Annotated in this window: 10 protein-coding genes; 4 read left to right on the top strand and 6 right to left on the bottom strand. The window is 63.4% G+C overall.

Annotated elements, in window-relative coordinates:
- The first annotated feature begins 5 nt into the window (after nucleotides 1-5).
- Both ACFSDX_RS05065 and ACFSDX_RS05070 read left to right on the top strand, forming a co-directional pair.
- Complete coding sequence (locus ACFSDX_RS05065) at nucleotides 6-4,055, top strand: non-ribosomal peptide synthetase (RefSeq protein ID WP_382312106.1); 4,050 nt, start codon at nucleotides 6-8, stop codon at nucleotides 4,053-4,055.
- 39 nt (nucleotides 4,056-4,094) lie between these two features.
- Nucleotides 4,095-4,853: a 4'-phosphopantetheinyl transferase family protein gene (locus ACFSDX_RS05070; RefSeq protein ID WP_382312107.1), complete on the top strand. Its 759-nt coding sequence runs from the start codon at nucleotides 4,095-4,097 to the stop codon at nucleotides 4,851-4,853.
- A gap of 29 nt (nucleotides 4,854-4,882) precedes the next feature.
- Here ACFSDX_RS05070 and ACFSDX_RS05075 read toward each other — a convergent pair whose 3' ends face one another.
- From ACFSDX_RS05075 to ACFSDX_RS05090, 4 genes are all read right to left on the bottom strand, one after another.
- Nucleotides 4,883-5,479, bottom strand: a complete 597-nt coding sequence (locus ACFSDX_RS05075; protein ID WP_382312109.1) for a PH domain-containing protein — start codon at nucleotides 5,477-5,479, stop codon at nucleotides 4,883-4,885.
- Nucleotides 5,476-6,684: a glycosyltransferase gene (locus ACFSDX_RS05080; RefSeq protein ID WP_382312110.1), complete on the bottom strand. Its 1,209-nt coding sequence runs from the start codon at nucleotides 6,682-6,684 to the stop codon at nucleotides 5,476-5,478. Before ACFSDX_RS05080 ends, ACFSDX_RS05075 begins: the two co-directional genes overlap by 4 nt.
- A 29-nt stretch (nucleotides 6,685-6,713) precedes the next feature.
- Nucleotides 6,714-7,673 carry a phytanoyl-CoA dioxygenase family protein gene (locus tag ACFSDX_RS05085; protein ID WP_382312111.1) on the bottom strand — a complete coding sequence of 320 codons (960 nt, stop codon included), beginning with the start codon at nucleotides 7,671-7,673 and terminating at the stop codon, nucleotides 6,714-6,716.
- A gap of 358 nt (nucleotides 7,674-8,031) precedes the next feature.
- The gene (locus ACFSDX_RS05090) at nucleotides 8,032-11,418 is read right to left on the bottom strand and encodes a TonB-dependent receptor (protein ID WP_382312112.1); all 3,387 of its coding nucleotides are present in this window, start codon (nucleotides 11,416-11,418) and stop codon (nucleotides 8,032-8,034) included.
- A gap of 333 nt (nucleotides 11,419-11,751) precedes the next feature.
- Here ACFSDX_RS05090 and ACFSDX_RS05095 point away from each other — a divergent pair, with 333 nt between their 5' ends.
- Nucleotides 11,752-12,657 carry a YicC/YloC family endoribonuclease gene (locus ACFSDX_RS05095; protein WP_382312113.1) on the top strand — a complete coding sequence of 302 codons (906 nt, stop codon included), beginning with the start codon at nucleotides 11,752-11,754 and terminating at the stop codon, nucleotides 12,655-12,657.
- Nucleotides 12,658-12,968: 311 nt separating this feature from the next.
- A complete protein-coding gene (locus ACFSDX_RS05100; RefSeq protein WP_382312114.1) occupies nucleotides 12,969-13,511 on the top strand; it encodes a hypothetical protein in 543 nt (180 codons plus the stop codon).
- A 145-nt stretch (nucleotides 13,512-13,656) separates the two neighbouring features.
- Here the strand turns inward: ACFSDX_RS05100 and ACFSDX_RS05105 are convergent, their stop codons facing one another.
- On the bottom strand, nucleotides 13,657-15,399 hold the full coding sequence (locus ACFSDX_RS05105) for a VanZ family protein (RefSeq protein ID WP_382312115.1): 1,743 nt from the start codon (nucleotides 15,397-15,399) through the stop codon (nucleotides 13,657-13,659).
- A 117-nt stretch (nucleotides 15,400-15,516) separates the two neighbouring features.
- The gene (gene gcvH / locus ACFSDX_RS05110; RefSeq protein ID WP_382312116.1) at nucleotides 15,517-15,897 is read right to left on the bottom strand and encodes a glycine cleavage system protein GcvH; all 381 of its coding nucleotides are present in this window, start codon (nucleotides 15,895-15,897) and stop codon (nucleotides 15,517-15,519) included.
- Nucleotides 15,898-15,902: the final 5 nt, after the last annotated feature.

Raw genomic sequence — 15,902 nt, forward strand, 5'->3', positions numbered from 1 at the left:
CGGCCATGAGCAAGAATTTTACGATTGACTCGCTCGTGGCGCGCCTGCCCGCCCGCCTGGCCAACGTGGCCGAAGTGGAGTTTGACCCCTTCGCCGGCCCCGAGCTGCGGCGGCTGGTGCCCATCACGGAGTCGCAGGCCGAGATATGGGCGGTGTGCCTGCTCGGCGGCGACGACGCCAGTCGGGCTTACAATGAGTCGGTGACCCTGCGCCTGGCCGGCCCCCTCGACCGCCCGGCGCTGCGGCGGGCCCTAGGAGCATTAGGGCAGCGCCACGAGGCGCTGCGCTCGGCCTTCAGCGCCGATGGCAAGTACAGCTGCGTGTTTCGGGAGCTGCCGGTGGAGGTTGACTACCAAAACATTTCCAACCTAGGCGCCGCCGAGCAGCGGGCGGCCGTGGCTGCCCGCGTGGCCCACGATGCCCAGTACGTATTTGACCTGCTGCACGGGCCGCTGCTGCGCATCAGCCTGTTTGGCCTGGCGGCCGATGTGCACGAGCTGATGCTCACGGCCCACCACATCGTGTGCGATGGCTGGTCGATGGGCATTCTGCTGCAAGAGCTGGGCGCGCTGTACTCGGCTTATTACCAGGGTCTGCCGCCCGTGCTGCCGGCCGCCACGCCCTTTGGCCAGTACGCCGACCAGCAGCTGCTGTTTAGCCGCAGCCCGGCCTTTGCGGCGGTCGAGCAGTTTTGGCTGGCGCAGTACCAGGGGCCGGTGCCCACCACGACGCTGCCCACCGACTTTGCGCGGCCCGCGCTGCGCACCTACCGCAGCGCCCGCGCCGATTACCCATTGGCACCAGACCTGGTGGCCGACCTCAAAAAAGTGGGCCTGGGCGCTGGCTGTAGCTTCGTGACGACGCTTCTGGCGGCGTTTGAAGTGCTGCTGGCCCAGCTCACGGGCCAGAACGAAGTGGTGGTGGGGCTGCCCGCGGCCGGGCAGTCGGCCAGCGGGCTGCCGCAGCTGGTGGGCCACTGCGTAAACCTGCTGCCGCTGCGCAGCCAGCCCTACGCCGACGGCGATTTCATCGCCTATCTGCGGCAGCGTAAAACGGCGCTCTTCGACGCTTACGAGCACCAGCAGCTCACCTTCGGTAGCCTGCTCAAAAAGCTGCGCCTGGCCCGCGATGCCTCCCGCGTGCCACTGGTGCCGGTGATGTTCAACATCGACCTAGGGCTGACTAATGATGTCGCGTTTCAGGGGCTCAGCTACGAGCTGGTCAACAATCCCAGGGCCTACGAAAGCTTCGAGCTGTTTGTGAATGCCAGCGGCACCGAGCAAGGCCTAGTGCTGGAATGGTCGTACAATACCGACCTGTTTCGGGCTGAAACCGTGGCCGGCTGGATGGCCAGCCTGGAAGACCTGGTGCGCCGCATCGTGGCCGCGCCTACCACCAGCCTGCGCGCGCTGGTGCAGGGGGAAGTGGCCCCGCTGGCGGTGGCCTACCACGCCCTCAACGCCACGGCCCAGCCCTACCCGGCGCACAAAACGCTGCACCAACTCATCACGGAGCAGGCCCGCGCCACGCCCGGACGGGTGGCGCTGCGGTTCAGGGAAGAAGAGCTGTCGTATGACGAGCTCAATCGCCGCGCCAACCAGTTCGCCAACTACCTGTGGCACCAGGGTGTGCAGCAAGGCGACCGCGTGGGCATCGCCGTCGAGCGCTCGCCGGGGCTGGTGGTGGTCCTGCTGGCGCTCATGAAATGCGGGGCCGCCTACGTGCCCCTCGACCCCGCCTACCCGGCCGAGCGGCTCGAGTTTATGCTGGCCGATGCGGGTGCCAAGCTACTGCTGGCCTCGGCGCCGGCCGCGCTGACCACTACGGCCCGCGTGCTGCCCATCGACGAGGCCCTAGGGCAAGCGCGCAGCTACTCCGACCAGGAGCCTACCGCCCTGCCCGATAGCCAGGCGGTGCTCTACGTGCTCTACACCTCGGGCTCGACTGGTAAGCCCAAGGGCGTGGAGGTGACGCACCGCAACGCCGTTAATTTCCTGTGCAGCATGCAGCAGGCACCGGGCATTACGGCCGAGGACCGGCTGCTGGCCATTACTACCATCTCGTTTGATATTGCCGGCCTCGAGCTCTACTTGCCGCTGGTGAGCGGGGCCACCGTGGTGCTGGCCGATGCCTACGCCGCCAAGGACGGCCAGGAGCTGCTGCGGCTGGTCGAGGCCGAAAAAATCACCATCATGCAAGCCACGCCGTCGAGCTGGCGCCTGATGCTCGACGCGGGCTGGCCGCGGCCCCTGCCCCTGAAGGTGCTGTGCGGGGGCGAGGCCCTGCCGCTGGAGCTGGCCGGCCGGCTGCTGGCCCGCAGCCAGGAAGTATGGAACCTGTACGGCCCCACCGAAACCACCATCTGGTCGTCGATGAAGCAGATAACTCCCGCCGATACCGAAATAACCATCGGCCGGCCCATCGCCAACACTCAGTTTTACATCCTGGACGAGCACGGCCGGCCCGCCGCCCCCGGCGCGCCGGGCGAGCTCTGCATTGCCGGCGAGGGCGTGGCGGTGGGCTACCTCAACCGCCCAGCCCTCACGGCCGAGAAGTTCGTGGCCAACCCCTTCGCCAGCCAGCCTGGGGGGCTGCTCTACCGCACCGGCGACCTAGGCCGGCTGCTGCCCTCGGGCGAACTGCTGTGCCTGGGGCGCCTCGACCAGCAGATGAAAGTGCGGGGCTACCGCATCGAGCCCGCCGAAATAGAGCATGCCCTGGAGGCACTCGGCGAGGTGCGCCAGGCCGTCATCGGCACCTGCCACCGCCGCCCCGGCGACGAGCGCTTGGTGGCCTACCTGGTGCTGACTGACCCCGCCGCGGCCCCCGCCGACCGGGCCCGCACCACGCGCTGGCAGCAGGCCCTGCTGAGCCAGCTGCCCGCTTACATGGTGCCCAGCGATTTTGTGGTGCTGCCCGCGCTGCCCCTCACCCTCAACGGTAAGCTCGACCGCAAGGCCCTGCCCGCGCCCAGCGGCCCGGAGGCCGGCCCCGCCCAGCGCCCCAGCCGGCCGCGCACCCAGCTCGAAGAGCTGGTGGCCGCCACCTGGCAAGCGTGCCTAGGCGTGACGCAGGTCGAGGTGTATGACGATTTCTTTCAGCTCGGTGGGCACTCGCTCATCGCGGTGCAGGTGATGGCCCGTCTGGCGCAGGAAACCGGCCAGCGCTTGCCCCTGGCTACCCTCTTCGAGCACCCCACGGTAGAGCGACTGGCGGCGGTGCTGCAACAAGCGCACCAGCCCGGCGCCTGGAGCTCGCTGGTGCCCATCAAGCCCCAGGGCACCAAAACGCCCCTGTACATCGTGCACGGCGCGGGCTTCAACGTGCTTATATTTAATGCCTTGTCGAAGCAAATGGCGCCCGACCAGCCCGTGTACGGCCTGCAGGCTAAGGGGCTGGACGGTATCGAGGAGCCTTCGGAAAGCGTGGAGGCAATGGCGGCGCACTACGTGGCCGCCATCACGGCGGCCCAGCCCCACGGGCCCTACGCCCTGGCGGGCTACTCGTTTGGGGGCATCGTAGCTTTTGAGATGGCCCGGCAGCTCACGGCGGCGGGCCAGCAGGTGAAGTTCGTGGGCATGTTTGATACCTACGCCGAGCAATCGGACCACGATATGCCGTGGCTGCGCAAAAACCTGAAGCGGAGTGTTCGGCTGGTTAAGCGCGTGCTGTACAGCCTGGTGGTGATGAAAAACAATCCGCAGGAGGCTTTCTGGTGGAAGATGCAGTCGCTGCGGCGCGCCACGATAGAGCGCTTCCAATACAGCGCCGCCGAGCGGTACGAGCGCATCAACGGCCACCCGCACAAGCTGGGCGTGGTGAATGCGCTGGCGCAGCAAAATTTTCGGCTGCGGCCGCAGGCTATTGCCGTGCACGTGTTTCGCAGCCAGGAGCGGCTCTACTACATGGATGATTTTACGCACCTAGGGTGGACGGAATTTGCCCTGGGGGGCGTAAAAACGTATGACTTGCCCGGTAATCACTTTCACATGTTTGCCCCGCCCCACGATGCCGAATGCGCTCAGATTCTGCAAGCTGCCCTCGACCAGTGCTGAACACGGGCGGGCCGTGCCACCTAGCCGCGCCGCCCGCTCATGCTGCTGACGTGTAGTACCCGGCCGGCCGGCGAGCGCTGGAGCGCGCACCCCGATTTTCGATGGCCGGCCGCCGTGGCCGTGTTTCGGCTACCCGTGGCCGCTAGTCAGTCATTCGCCCCCCAGGCCGCGGCGCTGCTGCAAGCCGATGAGCTGCGGCGCGCCCACCGCTACCACCGCCCCGCCGACTACCACCGCTTTTTGCTGGGGCGGGCGGCCCAGCGGCTGGTGCTGGGCGCCTACCTAGGGCTGCCGCCGGCCGGCCTGCACTTCGAGCTGGGCGCGGACAAAAAGCCGCGGCTGCGCGAAGCCCCGCTGCATTACAACGTATCGCACGCCGGCGACTGGGTGCTGCTGGCCATGGCCGGGGCCGAAGTGGGCGTCGATGTCGAGCGCCTAGACTCACAGTTCGCCTTTGAAGAGCTGCTCGACTACAGCTTTAGCCCACCCGAAAAAGCGTTTATTGAGCGCAGCCCAGTGCCGCACCACGCGTTTTACCAGCTCTGGACGCGTAAGGAAGCCTTCGTGAAGGCTACCGGCCGGGGCATCGACGCCGAGTTCAGCCAGGTGCCTGCCCTGGTTGGTGAGCACCGCTTGGCGGATTTTGGGCCGGTGCCTGGGTGGGCCGTGAGCAGCTTCGAGGTGGCCGCCGGCTACGCGGCGGCGGTGGCGCATCCAGCGCCGCTGGCCGGCGCCCTGCACTTTTACGACCTAGGCGGCGCGGTATTAGGCGAGCTGTACGCAGCGGCGCGGCGCTAGCCGATGCGGCACTGGCCGGGCAGCGAGCGCTACACCCACGCCCAGCCGCGGCGCCTTTCTACTACCTCCACCCCAAAATAGCGCAGGTAGTGCACCAGCGGCTGCATGGTGGGCAGCACCAGCACGGTGATAATCACGTCGCCCTGCGGCAGGGGCAGCCGCAGGTACTCGTAGGGGCGCCAAAATACGCCCGGCCAGCGGCAGCGGCTCCACTCTACCGGGCCGGGGCCGGGCCAGCCCTGGCGGGCGGGGTCGTAGGCCAGCACCTCGGCCAATGCTACTTGCAAGTGGCCCTTGGTGGGGTCGAACACCAGCGTGGTGGCGGCGTTGAGGGTGTAGTAGCGCAGGTGCAGCACCAGGGCCGGCGCGGCCAGGGCCAGCACGGCGGCCAGCAGGCCCCAGGCCAGCCAGCGCTCGGCGGCGGTAGCGGCGAACAGGTCGGGGCCGGCGGCTGTCAGGCCCGCGCCCACCGCCAGCAGCGGCCACGTGAGCAGCGTCAGCTGCCGGGCCGTGGTGGGGCGGTAAACGGTAGTTTTCTTACTAAAAATGCTGAGCACCCAGCGCACCAGCCCCAGCGCTACCACCAGGACCACGGCAGCTTCGAGCAGCGAGCGGAGAACTTTCATCGCCCCAAAATACGGGCATAGACCGCGCCAAAGGCCCGCCCCACCGCCGGGTAGCTGTATTGGGCCACCGCCCGGGCCCGCAGCCGGGCGGCGTCGAAGCGGCCGGGTGGGGCCGCCAGCACCTCGCGCAGGGCCTGGGCCAGGGCGGCTTCGTCGCTGGGCGGCACGAGTAGCCCTAGGTCGGGGTCAGGCAGCAGTTCGGGCACGCCGCCCACGCGGGTGGCCACGGCCGGCAGGCCGCTAGCCTGCGCCTCGATGAGCACGCACGGCAGGTTTTCGTAGTTGGAGAACAGCACCAGGCTCGCGGCTTGGCGCATCTCGGCCGCCACCTGGGCCGGGGCTAGCTTGCCTAGGAAGATGACGGTGCCATCGGCGAGCAGTCCCAGCGCCTGGGCCAGGTGGTGCAGCGCCGCCTCAGCCGGGCCGTAGCCGGCCACGCGCAGGCGCAGGCCCGGCAGGCCGGGCTGCGTGCGCCGCAACTCGGCCACGGTGCGCAACAGGCCGCCTAGGTTCTTGGCCGGCTCATTAAAGGCGGCTACGTGCAGCAGGCCTTGGCGGCCGCCCGGCGCGGCCGGCGGGTGAAACAGCTCCGTGTCAACCACATTCGGCACCACAATAGTTTGGGCATTCGTGCCGCCCAGCGCCGCCAGCGCCCGCCCTAGGTCAGCCGAAACGGGCGTGAAGGCCGCGGCCCGCCGCACCAGCCACCCCGCCAGCCAGCGCCTGAACCAACCTAGCCGCGCCGCACTAGCGGGTTGAAAGGCCGTCCAGTGCTCGGTGAGTACGTAGGGCGTGCCGTGCCGCCACCGCAGCCACTGCGCCCACATCGCGGGTCGAAACAGCACGTGCGCGTGCACCACATCGGGGCTGGCGCCGGCCCAGTGCTGCCGCACGGCCCGCCGGCCGCGGTGCTGGGCCAGCAGCCACAGGCCCAGCTTCAGCAGCCGGTCGAGCGGGGCCAGGCCGGTGGGGCGCGCGCGGTAGTAGTAGCGCCAGGTGGGCACCAGCCCGCCTAGGTCGGCTTCCTCCACCAGCAGAGCGGGGAGGGGGCCGCGGGCCACGGTGGCAAACACTACCGCCGACTCGGCCGGGCCGTCGCCGGGCCCGCCGTGCGCCGCAATGGCCGCCACGTGCCGGGCCACAAAGTCGCCGTCCTGGTCGTCGTAGCGGTGCGGGTACCACTTGGGCAGGTGCAGGACTTTCACAGGCCCAAAAATAGCGCCGGGCCGCGGCGCTAGATGATGGCGGGGCGCTGGGTTATTTCGTGGTAGCGCAGTACCCCATCGGCAAAGTAGTGCGCCACCATGCTGTGGCGCGTCAACTGCGGGTCCGAGATGGGCGAACCGGCGTGCAGCAAGTTGGCGTGCCAGAGTAGCACGTCGCCTTTCTTAGCCAAAAACGGCTGGCCCACGCAGGCGTGCTGCTGGATAACCTCCTCGATTTTAGTCTCGTAGCTTTCGCGGGTGTGGGTACCTAGGTGTAGCGCGGTGTTGCCGCTGGCAAAATCCTCACTCATCACGTAGTGCAGCTTGTGGCTGCCGGGGTAAAACAGCAGCTCGCCGCTGCCCACCTGAATGTCCTCGAGCGCTACCCACACGGCCGCCAGGTACCCAAGGGGCTCGGTCGTCATGTGGATGCTGTCGCTGTGCGGCTTCTCCTGGCTGCCCCGAACGAAGTTGACCGTTTGAAACGGAATGACGTCCTTTTCAAAAATGAACCGGATGATGCGCAGCAGCAGCGGGTGATGGAAGACGCCCGCCACGGCCGGGCTGTGCTGCCAGGCGTTAAAAATCTTGCGGCCAGTGAAGTTGAAATCTATTTTGCCCGCCTGCCGAAGCGCCGTTATCTCGGCATTTACCGCATCGGCTTCCGCCGTTAGCAGGCCGGGTAAGATGATAAAGCCCTGCGCGGGCCACTGCAAGAGCTGCTCTTGTACGGCCGCGGGAAAGCTAGCAAAGTGCGCCCGCTGCCGAATGGCGGCCGGCGTCACGCCGGCCTGGTCCAGCCACGGAATATCGGCCGAGGGCTGCTTGATGTCGGCGTGGGCCACGTGCTGCCACACGGCCCGGCCAATACCCAGGCTCTTATACAGCTCCTTGTTCTTGGTCAGCCGCAGCAGGTTGGCCAGGTTAAACAGCCAGTAGGTGAAGCGGAGCCTGCGTAAAAAACCCGTGTACTGCGCTAGTGCTTTCATGGCGGCCTCCTGGTGTTAGGGTGAGAAAAAGTGGCGGGCGGCTAGGCGGGGGGAATGAGGAAAATCAACCCGCGAGGCGCTCCGAACTAGGCACCCGCACGAGGGTAAGCGGGGCCAGTGACGAAAAGAATTATTCATCAAATACTCACAATTAAGCACGGCAGTTGATGAAAGCACAATATATAATTTACTTGTTATTTATAAGATGAATTTTGAGTAAAGACGAGTTATTTCTTTGCGCGGCTTGGGGATGAGCGGCCTAGGGTCTCAGAACTCAGCTGGGGGGGTGGTAAACTAAAAAATCGGCCCCGACCCCGCATAAGCAGGACCGGGGCCGATTTTGGGAGGCGCGCAGGACCTAGAACAGGTAGCGCACGCCTAGCTGACCCTGCCAGCGCGAGGCCAGCTGGTCGATGGAGTAAGTAGCCGGCGAGCTGTAGGTGAAGGCCGGACGGTTAAACGTGTTGGCGCCGTAGGTAGCCGAGAGGTTGCCTGCCGCGTCGGCGAAGGCCACTTGCGAAAGGCCGGTGCCCAGGGTGGAGTTGAAGGTGTTGGGCACGAAGTACTGGCGGCCCCAGCTCTTGTTGAGCAGGTTGCCCACGTTCTGGATATCAAACGAAATCTGGATGCTGTGGCCGGCAGCTACTACGCCCGCCTCGTTGGGTTCCATTTTGCCGAGCTTGGCTTCGACCATGAAGCGCACGTCAGCTTGGTTGTTCCAAGGCGTGCGGGCGGCGTTGCGCTCGGCGTACTGGCCACGGCGGTTCTTGAGGTAGTTGTCACCGTCGATGAAGCTGCTGAGGGCGGCGTACTGCGCGCCGCTGGCGTCGAGGGCGAAGCCCGTGGGGTTCACGGTGGTGGCTACGCGGTTGACGAGCGTGATGTCGGCGGCCGAGCCGGGGATGAAGGCGAGCTGCACGTTCTGCTGGCCGTTGCCGAAGGGGTTGCTGTTGTACACCCACGAGTAGGGCGAGCCGCTGGCGTAGGTCAGCACCGAGGTGAAGTAGCCCGTGAAGCGCTGCCCTAGGTTGTGGTGTAGGTTGATGCTGGCTACCACGCGGTGGCGCAGGTCGAAGTTGGAGTAGGCCAGGGCCGGGTCGTTCACGTTCAGGGCCGGGTTCAGCTCCCAGTTGCTCTGGGGCGAGTTGCGGATACCGTTGCTGATGTCCTTGCTCACGCCGTAGGTGTAGGCGGCGCTCAGGTCCAGCAGGTTAGTGAAGCTCTTGCCCACCGAGCCCGTGAGCTGGTAGCGGCGGCCCTGGTTGGTGTTGGTCAGCAAGAATGCGTTCGAGAAAGCCGTGTTCACCTTGGCGTTGCCGCCGGCCGGAGCCGAGTAGCGCGGCGATTGGGTCGGGCCTTGGGCGTAGTAAGTGACGTTGTCGGTCAGGTTGATGTTCTGGAACTTCACGTCCTGCAACACCTCCGTGTACAAGCCCTCTACCGAAGCCCGGAAGCCCATTGGCAGCTTGAAATCGAAGGCTAGCGACGAGCGCCAGATTTGCGGCATCTTGAAGTCGGGGTCAATCAGATTAACCTCGGTCGTGTTCTGGGCCGCGGCGGGTAGCTGCGAGTAAATCTGGTTGGGGTTCTGGTTGAGCAGGTACTTGGTGCCGGCCGCCAGGTTGCCGCTGGTGGGCTGCAGGTTGTTGGCATCCACCGAGTTGTAGTTGATACCGTTGTTGTAGTAAGCGTAGCCCAACCAGGCAAACGGGATGCGGCCCGTGAACAAGCCCGTACCACCGCGTACTACGATGCTACCATCGCCCTTGGCGTCGTAGTTGAAGCCCAGGCGCGGCGATACCTGGATGCGGCCCAGGATGTTGTTGTTCAGCTCCGACCAGTTCTTGTGCTGGTAGGTCTGGTTTAGGGTGCGCGCGTCGTTTTGCGGGTTGTTCACCAGGGCCGTATTCAGGGCCGGGGCGGTGGGCAGCGAGGTGAGGTCGAAGCGCAGGCCAGGCGACACTTTGAGGCGGTCGGTCACGTTCCACTCGTCCTGCAGGTAGGCCGAGTACAGGTTGACATTAAACGAGGCCGACGGGTTGTTGTAGTTGTAGTCGTAGCTGTTGTCGGTCTTGTTGTACGTGCCCCGGATGCGGGTCGGCTGGTCGGCCAAGAACTGCGACACGCTGTTATACTCGATGCGGCCGTTCCAGGAGTTAATGAAGCCGTAATCAATCTTATACAGCTCGTTGTGAGTGCCTAGGGTCAGCGTGTGGTTGCCTGCAAAGTAGGTCACGTTGTCCGTGATTTCGAAGGTCTTGGTGCGGGTATTGAAGATGCTCGCCTCGCGGTCCGAGCCCAGCAAAATCTGGTTCGAGCCGCGGTAGTACGTGCCCGAGTACGGCGTGTTATCACCTACCGAAGGCCCTACGTTGTTAATCTGCACTGCCGGAAACAGCGTGCTCTGGCCGCCCAGCAGCGAGCGGTAGTCGTGAATGTTGGTGTAACCCAGAATCAGGTTGTTGGCAATCTTGCTGCTGAAGTTCGACTTCACTTCCAGCACCGTCGAGTTTTGCAGGTTGTTCTGGTTGAAGTCCTGCGAGCCAAATTTGAACAAGCTGCCCGAGCGCTCCAGGTTAGTGGCGTCCGACTTCACGTAGTTGTGGCGCAGCGCGATGCTCGTCTTGTCATCGAGGTTGAAGTCGATGCGGCCGAAAATCTTGTCGCTGTTGGCGTGGATGTTATAGTCGTTGTACTCGCCCACGTTGTAGCCGTAGGTGGTTTGCAGCTTGTTGCTGATGAGCTGGGCCAGGTCCTGCGACACCGGCGAGCCGGGCGTGCCAGCGCCGTAAAACTGCGGCTCCTGGCGGCGGGCAATCTCGCCGTTCACGAAGAAGAACAGCTTGTTTTTGATAATTGGGCCACCTAGGCGAAAGCCCGTCTGGTAGTCGTGGTAGGCCGCGCCGATGCGGTTGCGTTCGCCGTCGATGCTCTTGCCCGTAATGCCCTGGTTGCGGCCGTAGCCGTACACCGAGCCGTGGAAATCGTTGGTGCCCGAGCGCGTCACGGCGTTGATGGAGCCGCCCGTAAAGTTGCCCAGCTTCACGTCAAAGGGCGCCACCGAAGCCTGAATCTCCTGGATGGCATCGAGCGAAATCGGGTTGGCGCGGGCCGACGAGCCCGGCAGGCCCGAAGTGCCGCCCTGCCCACCTAGGGAAGGCGAAAAACCAATGGCATCGTTGTTCACGGCGCCATCCAACGTAATGTTGTTGTAGCGGAACGACGAGCCGGCAAACGAGCCGTTCGAGTTGCGCGGGTCGAGGCGCGTAAAGTCCTGAATGCTACGCGAAATAGTGGGCAGCTGCTGAATGGCTTCCTTGCCCACGTTGGTGCCGGCGCCGGTTTTGGTGGCTTGCGTGTTGCCCGTAATCACTACTTCATTGAGCTGCTGCGCCTCGGCGGCCAGCGTGAAGTTGAGGCGGGTGGTGTTACCTAGGGTCAGGAATACGCCGCTCACGGTCTGTTCCTTGAAGCCCACGTACGTAACCGTAACGGTGTAAGGACCGCCGGGCGCCAGGTTGGGGATGCTGAAGCGGCCGTCGGTTTCGGTGCCGGTGCCGCGCTTGGTGCCGGTAGGCACGTTGGTAGCCACGACGGTTACGCCGATTAGCTCTTCATTTTTGTCGGAGATGACCTTGCCGCTTATCGACGAGGTAGTGACTTGCGCCGAAGCCCAGTGGGCCAGCAGCAGAAATACGAGGGTGGCCAGTCGCGTAGCGGGCTGGCCTAGGGTAGAAGTGCGCATAAAAAGGGGGGTTATGCCAATGCAGCCGCAAAGTTCCCCCAGGCTAGAATCTAAGTAAGCCTTCGAAAATTATCAAATCATTGGTAATCCACAACGCCTGTAACGTTGGCGTAACATACCAGCGGGCCGGGTTGCCCGACGGCATACCTTATAGTATGGTTGCAAAAACGGGGGCACCCGTTGGTGCGGCAGTAGCCTTTAGCGAGTAAAAGCCCCTGGCCAAAGGGCAAATAGCCTAGGTGAGCGTTTAAGACCCTAGGGCAATAGCTTTGCCGTTCACCTTTGTATCACTAACGCCGCCTTTGGTGCCGCTGGCCCAGGCAGTTCCCTCCTATGTTACTATCCATGACTGGCTTTGGCCAGGCCCACCGCCAAACCGACCGCTACGCTGCCACGGTAGAGCTGCGCTCGCTCAACTCCAAAACCCTCGACCTGACCCTACGCCTGCCGCGCTTTCTGCAAGCCCACGAGCTCGATATCCGGCAGCAAATCACTAAGGCGCTGCTGCGCGGCAAGGTTAATTTCAACCTCGATTTCACCCGCGCTGCCACTGCCCCGGCCGCCGCCGTGGCGCTCAACCGCGATGCGCTGCGGGCCGCCTACCACGAGTTGCAAGCCATTGCCCAGGGCCTGGGCCTGCCCGTTACCGAGGCCACCCTGCTGGCGGCCCTGCGCCTGCCCGGCGTGGTGCCCAGTGCATCGGAGCAGGCCCAGGCCGAAGCCGGCCCCGCCGACGAGCCCACCTGGGCCGAGCTGCAGCCGCTGCTCACCGAGGCGCTGGCCGCCATGCAGCAGTTTCGCCACGATGAGGGCCAAACGCTCCAGACTGAGATACTAGGCTACATCGCCACCATTCGGCAGCAGTTGGCTGCCGTGGAGCTGCACGACCCGCAGCGCATCCTGCACGTGCGCCAGCGCTTGGCCGCCCACCTCGCCGAGCTCACGCAGCACGAGCAGTTCAACGCCACCCGCTTTGAGCAGGAAGTGCTCTATTATATAGAGAAATTGGACATTGCGGAGGAAAAAGTGCGCTTAGCCGCGCATTTAAACTATTTCGAGTTGGCAATCCAGCAGCCCGATGAGGCCGTAGGTAAGAAACTCGGCTTCCTGGCCCAGGAAATAGGCCGGGAAATCAATACAATAGGCTCCAAAGCCAACGACGCGGCCGTGCAGCACCTAGTAGTGGGCATGAAAGAAGAGTTGGAAAAAATCAAGGAGCAGCTCAATAATATTCTGTAATTGCTACAGAGATATTTTTTCAAAAAAACTACTGCATCTTTCGGATTACGTTTTGCATATTTCTCATAAAGTGAACGTGCAAAAGAAGTAATTTATTGGTTTTTTATAAGATGCTTTGATTCACATTAAATGAGTAAAGCATTTGATAATTAGTAGTTTATACTAAACAAGTGTTTCGCTAAAATTAGATTTACGGATACTGAGCTACGTCATTTTCCAGATAAACCAAATTTGGATTTTGCTTGTAACTTAGATGCCACATAGGACGAAGAGCTACTTCTACTCACTCACCCTCTTACTTTTTAACTATTATGAAGTCATTCATACTAACCCTGCTGGTTTCGTTATCGGGCCTGCTGATGGCGGCCCGGCCCGCTTCGGAAATCGAGCTGGTAAAAAAGCGAGTGCTGAGCGAGCGCGTAGAAGTGCTCATCCCCAAAGGCTTCGAGCTGATGAGCGAGCAGCAGATGGATTTCATCTACTCGCACGCCAGCAGCCGGCCCAGCGTGGTGTTCACCAACAACAACCTGGTGAGCCTGTCCTTCAATTACTCGGACAACGAAGCCGACCAAGACATGGTGGACATCTACCAGACCAACTTCTCGAAAACCTACCACAAGCAGTATAAGCAAACCACTTGGTTTGGCGAGGGCGTGAAGGAGGTTTCGGGCCGCAAAGTGGGCTACCTCGAATTCATGAAGCCCGAGATGGGCCACGAAGTGTACACGCTGGTGTTCTTCACCGACGTGCAGGGCAAGCTGCTCATCTGCACCTTTAACTGCGCCGACCGCCAGAAGCCCGAATGGGAGCCGCTGGCTAAGAAAATTCTAAACTCGTTGAAAGCCAACGGGTAAACGATTTCCGCCCTCGGGCGGAAAGTGGGGGATACTTGTGACAGATTATTAGTGAATTAGGTTATTTTATAAAATTTATTCGATTATTTTATCTAAAAACCCCGGCCGGTTAGCGGTCGGGGTTTTTTGTTGGCCGCCGGGCTACCTAGGGCCGGGCGCCTAGGTCGTTTAGAAAGTCGCGCACCAGCCCAAACGCCCCCGCAAAGCCCGCCAGCGACAGGGCGGCGGGCTGGTCATGCACGTCGTGGTAGGCCGGGCTGCCGCCGCGGGTGTACAGGAAAAATGCAGGCACGCCAGCTTCCGAAAACGGGAAGTGGTCGGAGTTGGCCGCCCGGCCGCGGGCACTGAGGCGCGGCAGGTAGTGATGCGCGTCGTTGAGGGCGGTGAGGCGCTGGTAGGCGGGCTCGTAGACTTTGCCATTCACGACGGTGGCGCCCTCTTCGCCGGTACCCAGCAGGTCGAGGTTGACCAGGAACTTAATGCGCGGCAGCGGTACCAGCGGGTGCGCCACGAAATAGCGCGAGCCCACCAGCCCCGCCTCCTCGGCCCCAAACAGCAGAAACACGACCGAGCAGGCGGGCCGGTTTTCGGGGCGGGCGTAGTGGGCGGCGAGCTCTAGTAGCAGCGCCACGCCGCTGGCGTTGTCGTTGGCGCCGGGGAAATAGGTCTTATCGCCCATCATCCCTAGGTGGTCGTAGTGGGCCGAAACCACCAGGAAGCTGTCGGGCTGGGCACTTCCGCGGATGAAGGCGGCGAGGTTCTGGGTTTGGTAGTTGTGCTGGAGCTCGGCATCGAGCTGTAGGGTAAAAGGCTTTGTGAGGAGGTTGGCAGGCCAACTGCTAGCGAGCACTTCTAAGTGAGGCGTAGCGGCTTGCTGGCTGGCCAGCGAAGCGGTTAGCTTGGGTACCAATGTGAAGCGTGGGTGCTGCGCGATGTACTGCTGCATCGCGGGAGGCAACTGAGCCAGCCGGGCTTCGTCGCGGGCTCGCACCACCAGAGCGGCTATTGGTCCCGGCTTGGGGCGGCCGCCATTGGGCAGTGCGGGAGGCGACAAATACTGGCGCCACGCGGTGCTATCCGTAAAAACCAAGGTGTCCAGCGGTACCGCTACGTAGCGTTCGGGCGAGTGCCCGGCACCAGATTCTGGCGAAGCAATGAAGTCGCTGCCCGGTATCAGGCGGCGTGGGGTTGGAATAAGTAGCTGAAATTCCATCTTTCCCGGAAACGTATTCACGTCCAGCGTAAAGGGCTGCGTGAAATCGGGCGCCAGCGGCTGCAGGCCCAATTGGCGCAGCCGGCCGCGCAGGTAGGTGGCGGCCGCGTGCTCGCCGCCCTGCACATAGCCGCGGCCGTGCAGCTTGGGCGCCGCTAGTGCCTCGATAGTGCGGCGGGCGCGGCCCAGGTCGGGCGCCTGGGCGCGGGCGGGTGGGGCAAAAAAAAGGCTGCTGCTCAAGAGCAGCAGCAGGACTAGGGCAGGAGTGGCCAGGCGGCGGCGCGACCACCAGTGCCAGCCGCCGCCGACCAGTAATAGCGCCAGCACGGCGCCTAGGCTGTCGCCGGCCAGGTCCGACCATTCGGCTTGCCGCCCCACGGCCATGAGGTATTGCAAAATCTCGATGAGGCCGCCGAACAGCACGCAGCCTATTAGCACTACTATACCGGCGCGCTGGGCCAGGGCTGGCCAGCGCCGCTGCTGCCGCAGGGCCACCCAGCTCAGTACGGCCAGCACGGCAAATACGCCCGCGTGGGCCGCCGTGTCGAAGGCCAGCAGTTTCCAGTCGGGTGTGCGGGGCATTTCCTGGGCCGGGGTGAGGGTAAGCACCAGCATAATAGCCGCCCACAGCAGGGGCGGCACGGCGTAAAATTTGCGCGATAAAGACTGGGCCATGGGGGGCGCTCGGTAAGCAGCGTGAACGGGCAAGATAGGGGAGAAGTCAAAAAAAGAACGCCATGCCGAACGCGGCGCGTTCCGGGGCATGGCGTTCTAAAACGAAACCAGGTGGACCTAGGCGCCCACCAGCTCGGCGTAGGCGTCGGCCGTCATCAGGGCCTCAATTTCGGCGGGGTTGGCCACCTTCATCTTGATAATCCAGCCGTCGCCGTAGGGGTCCGAGTTCACGGTTTCGGGGGCGTCGGCCAGCTTAGCGTTCACTTCCAGCACGGTGCCGGTGATGGGGCTGAACAAGTCAGAAACCGTCTTCACGGCCTCCACGGTGCCGAATACATCGTGCTGGGCAACTTCCTTGTCCACGGTATCGATGTCCACATATACGATGTCGCCGAGCTCGCGCTGCGCGTGGTCAGTGATGCCGATGTATGCCACGTCGCCTTCAACGCGCAGCCATTCGTGGTCCTTAGTGTAGTGCAGGGTGGCGGGAAAATCCATAAGGT

The sequence above is a fragment of the Hymenobacter bucti genome (assembly GCF_042681145.1).
GTDB classification, from domain to species: Bacteria; Bacteroidota; Bacteroidia; order Cytophagales; family Hymenobacteraceae; genus Hymenobacter; species Hymenobacter bucti.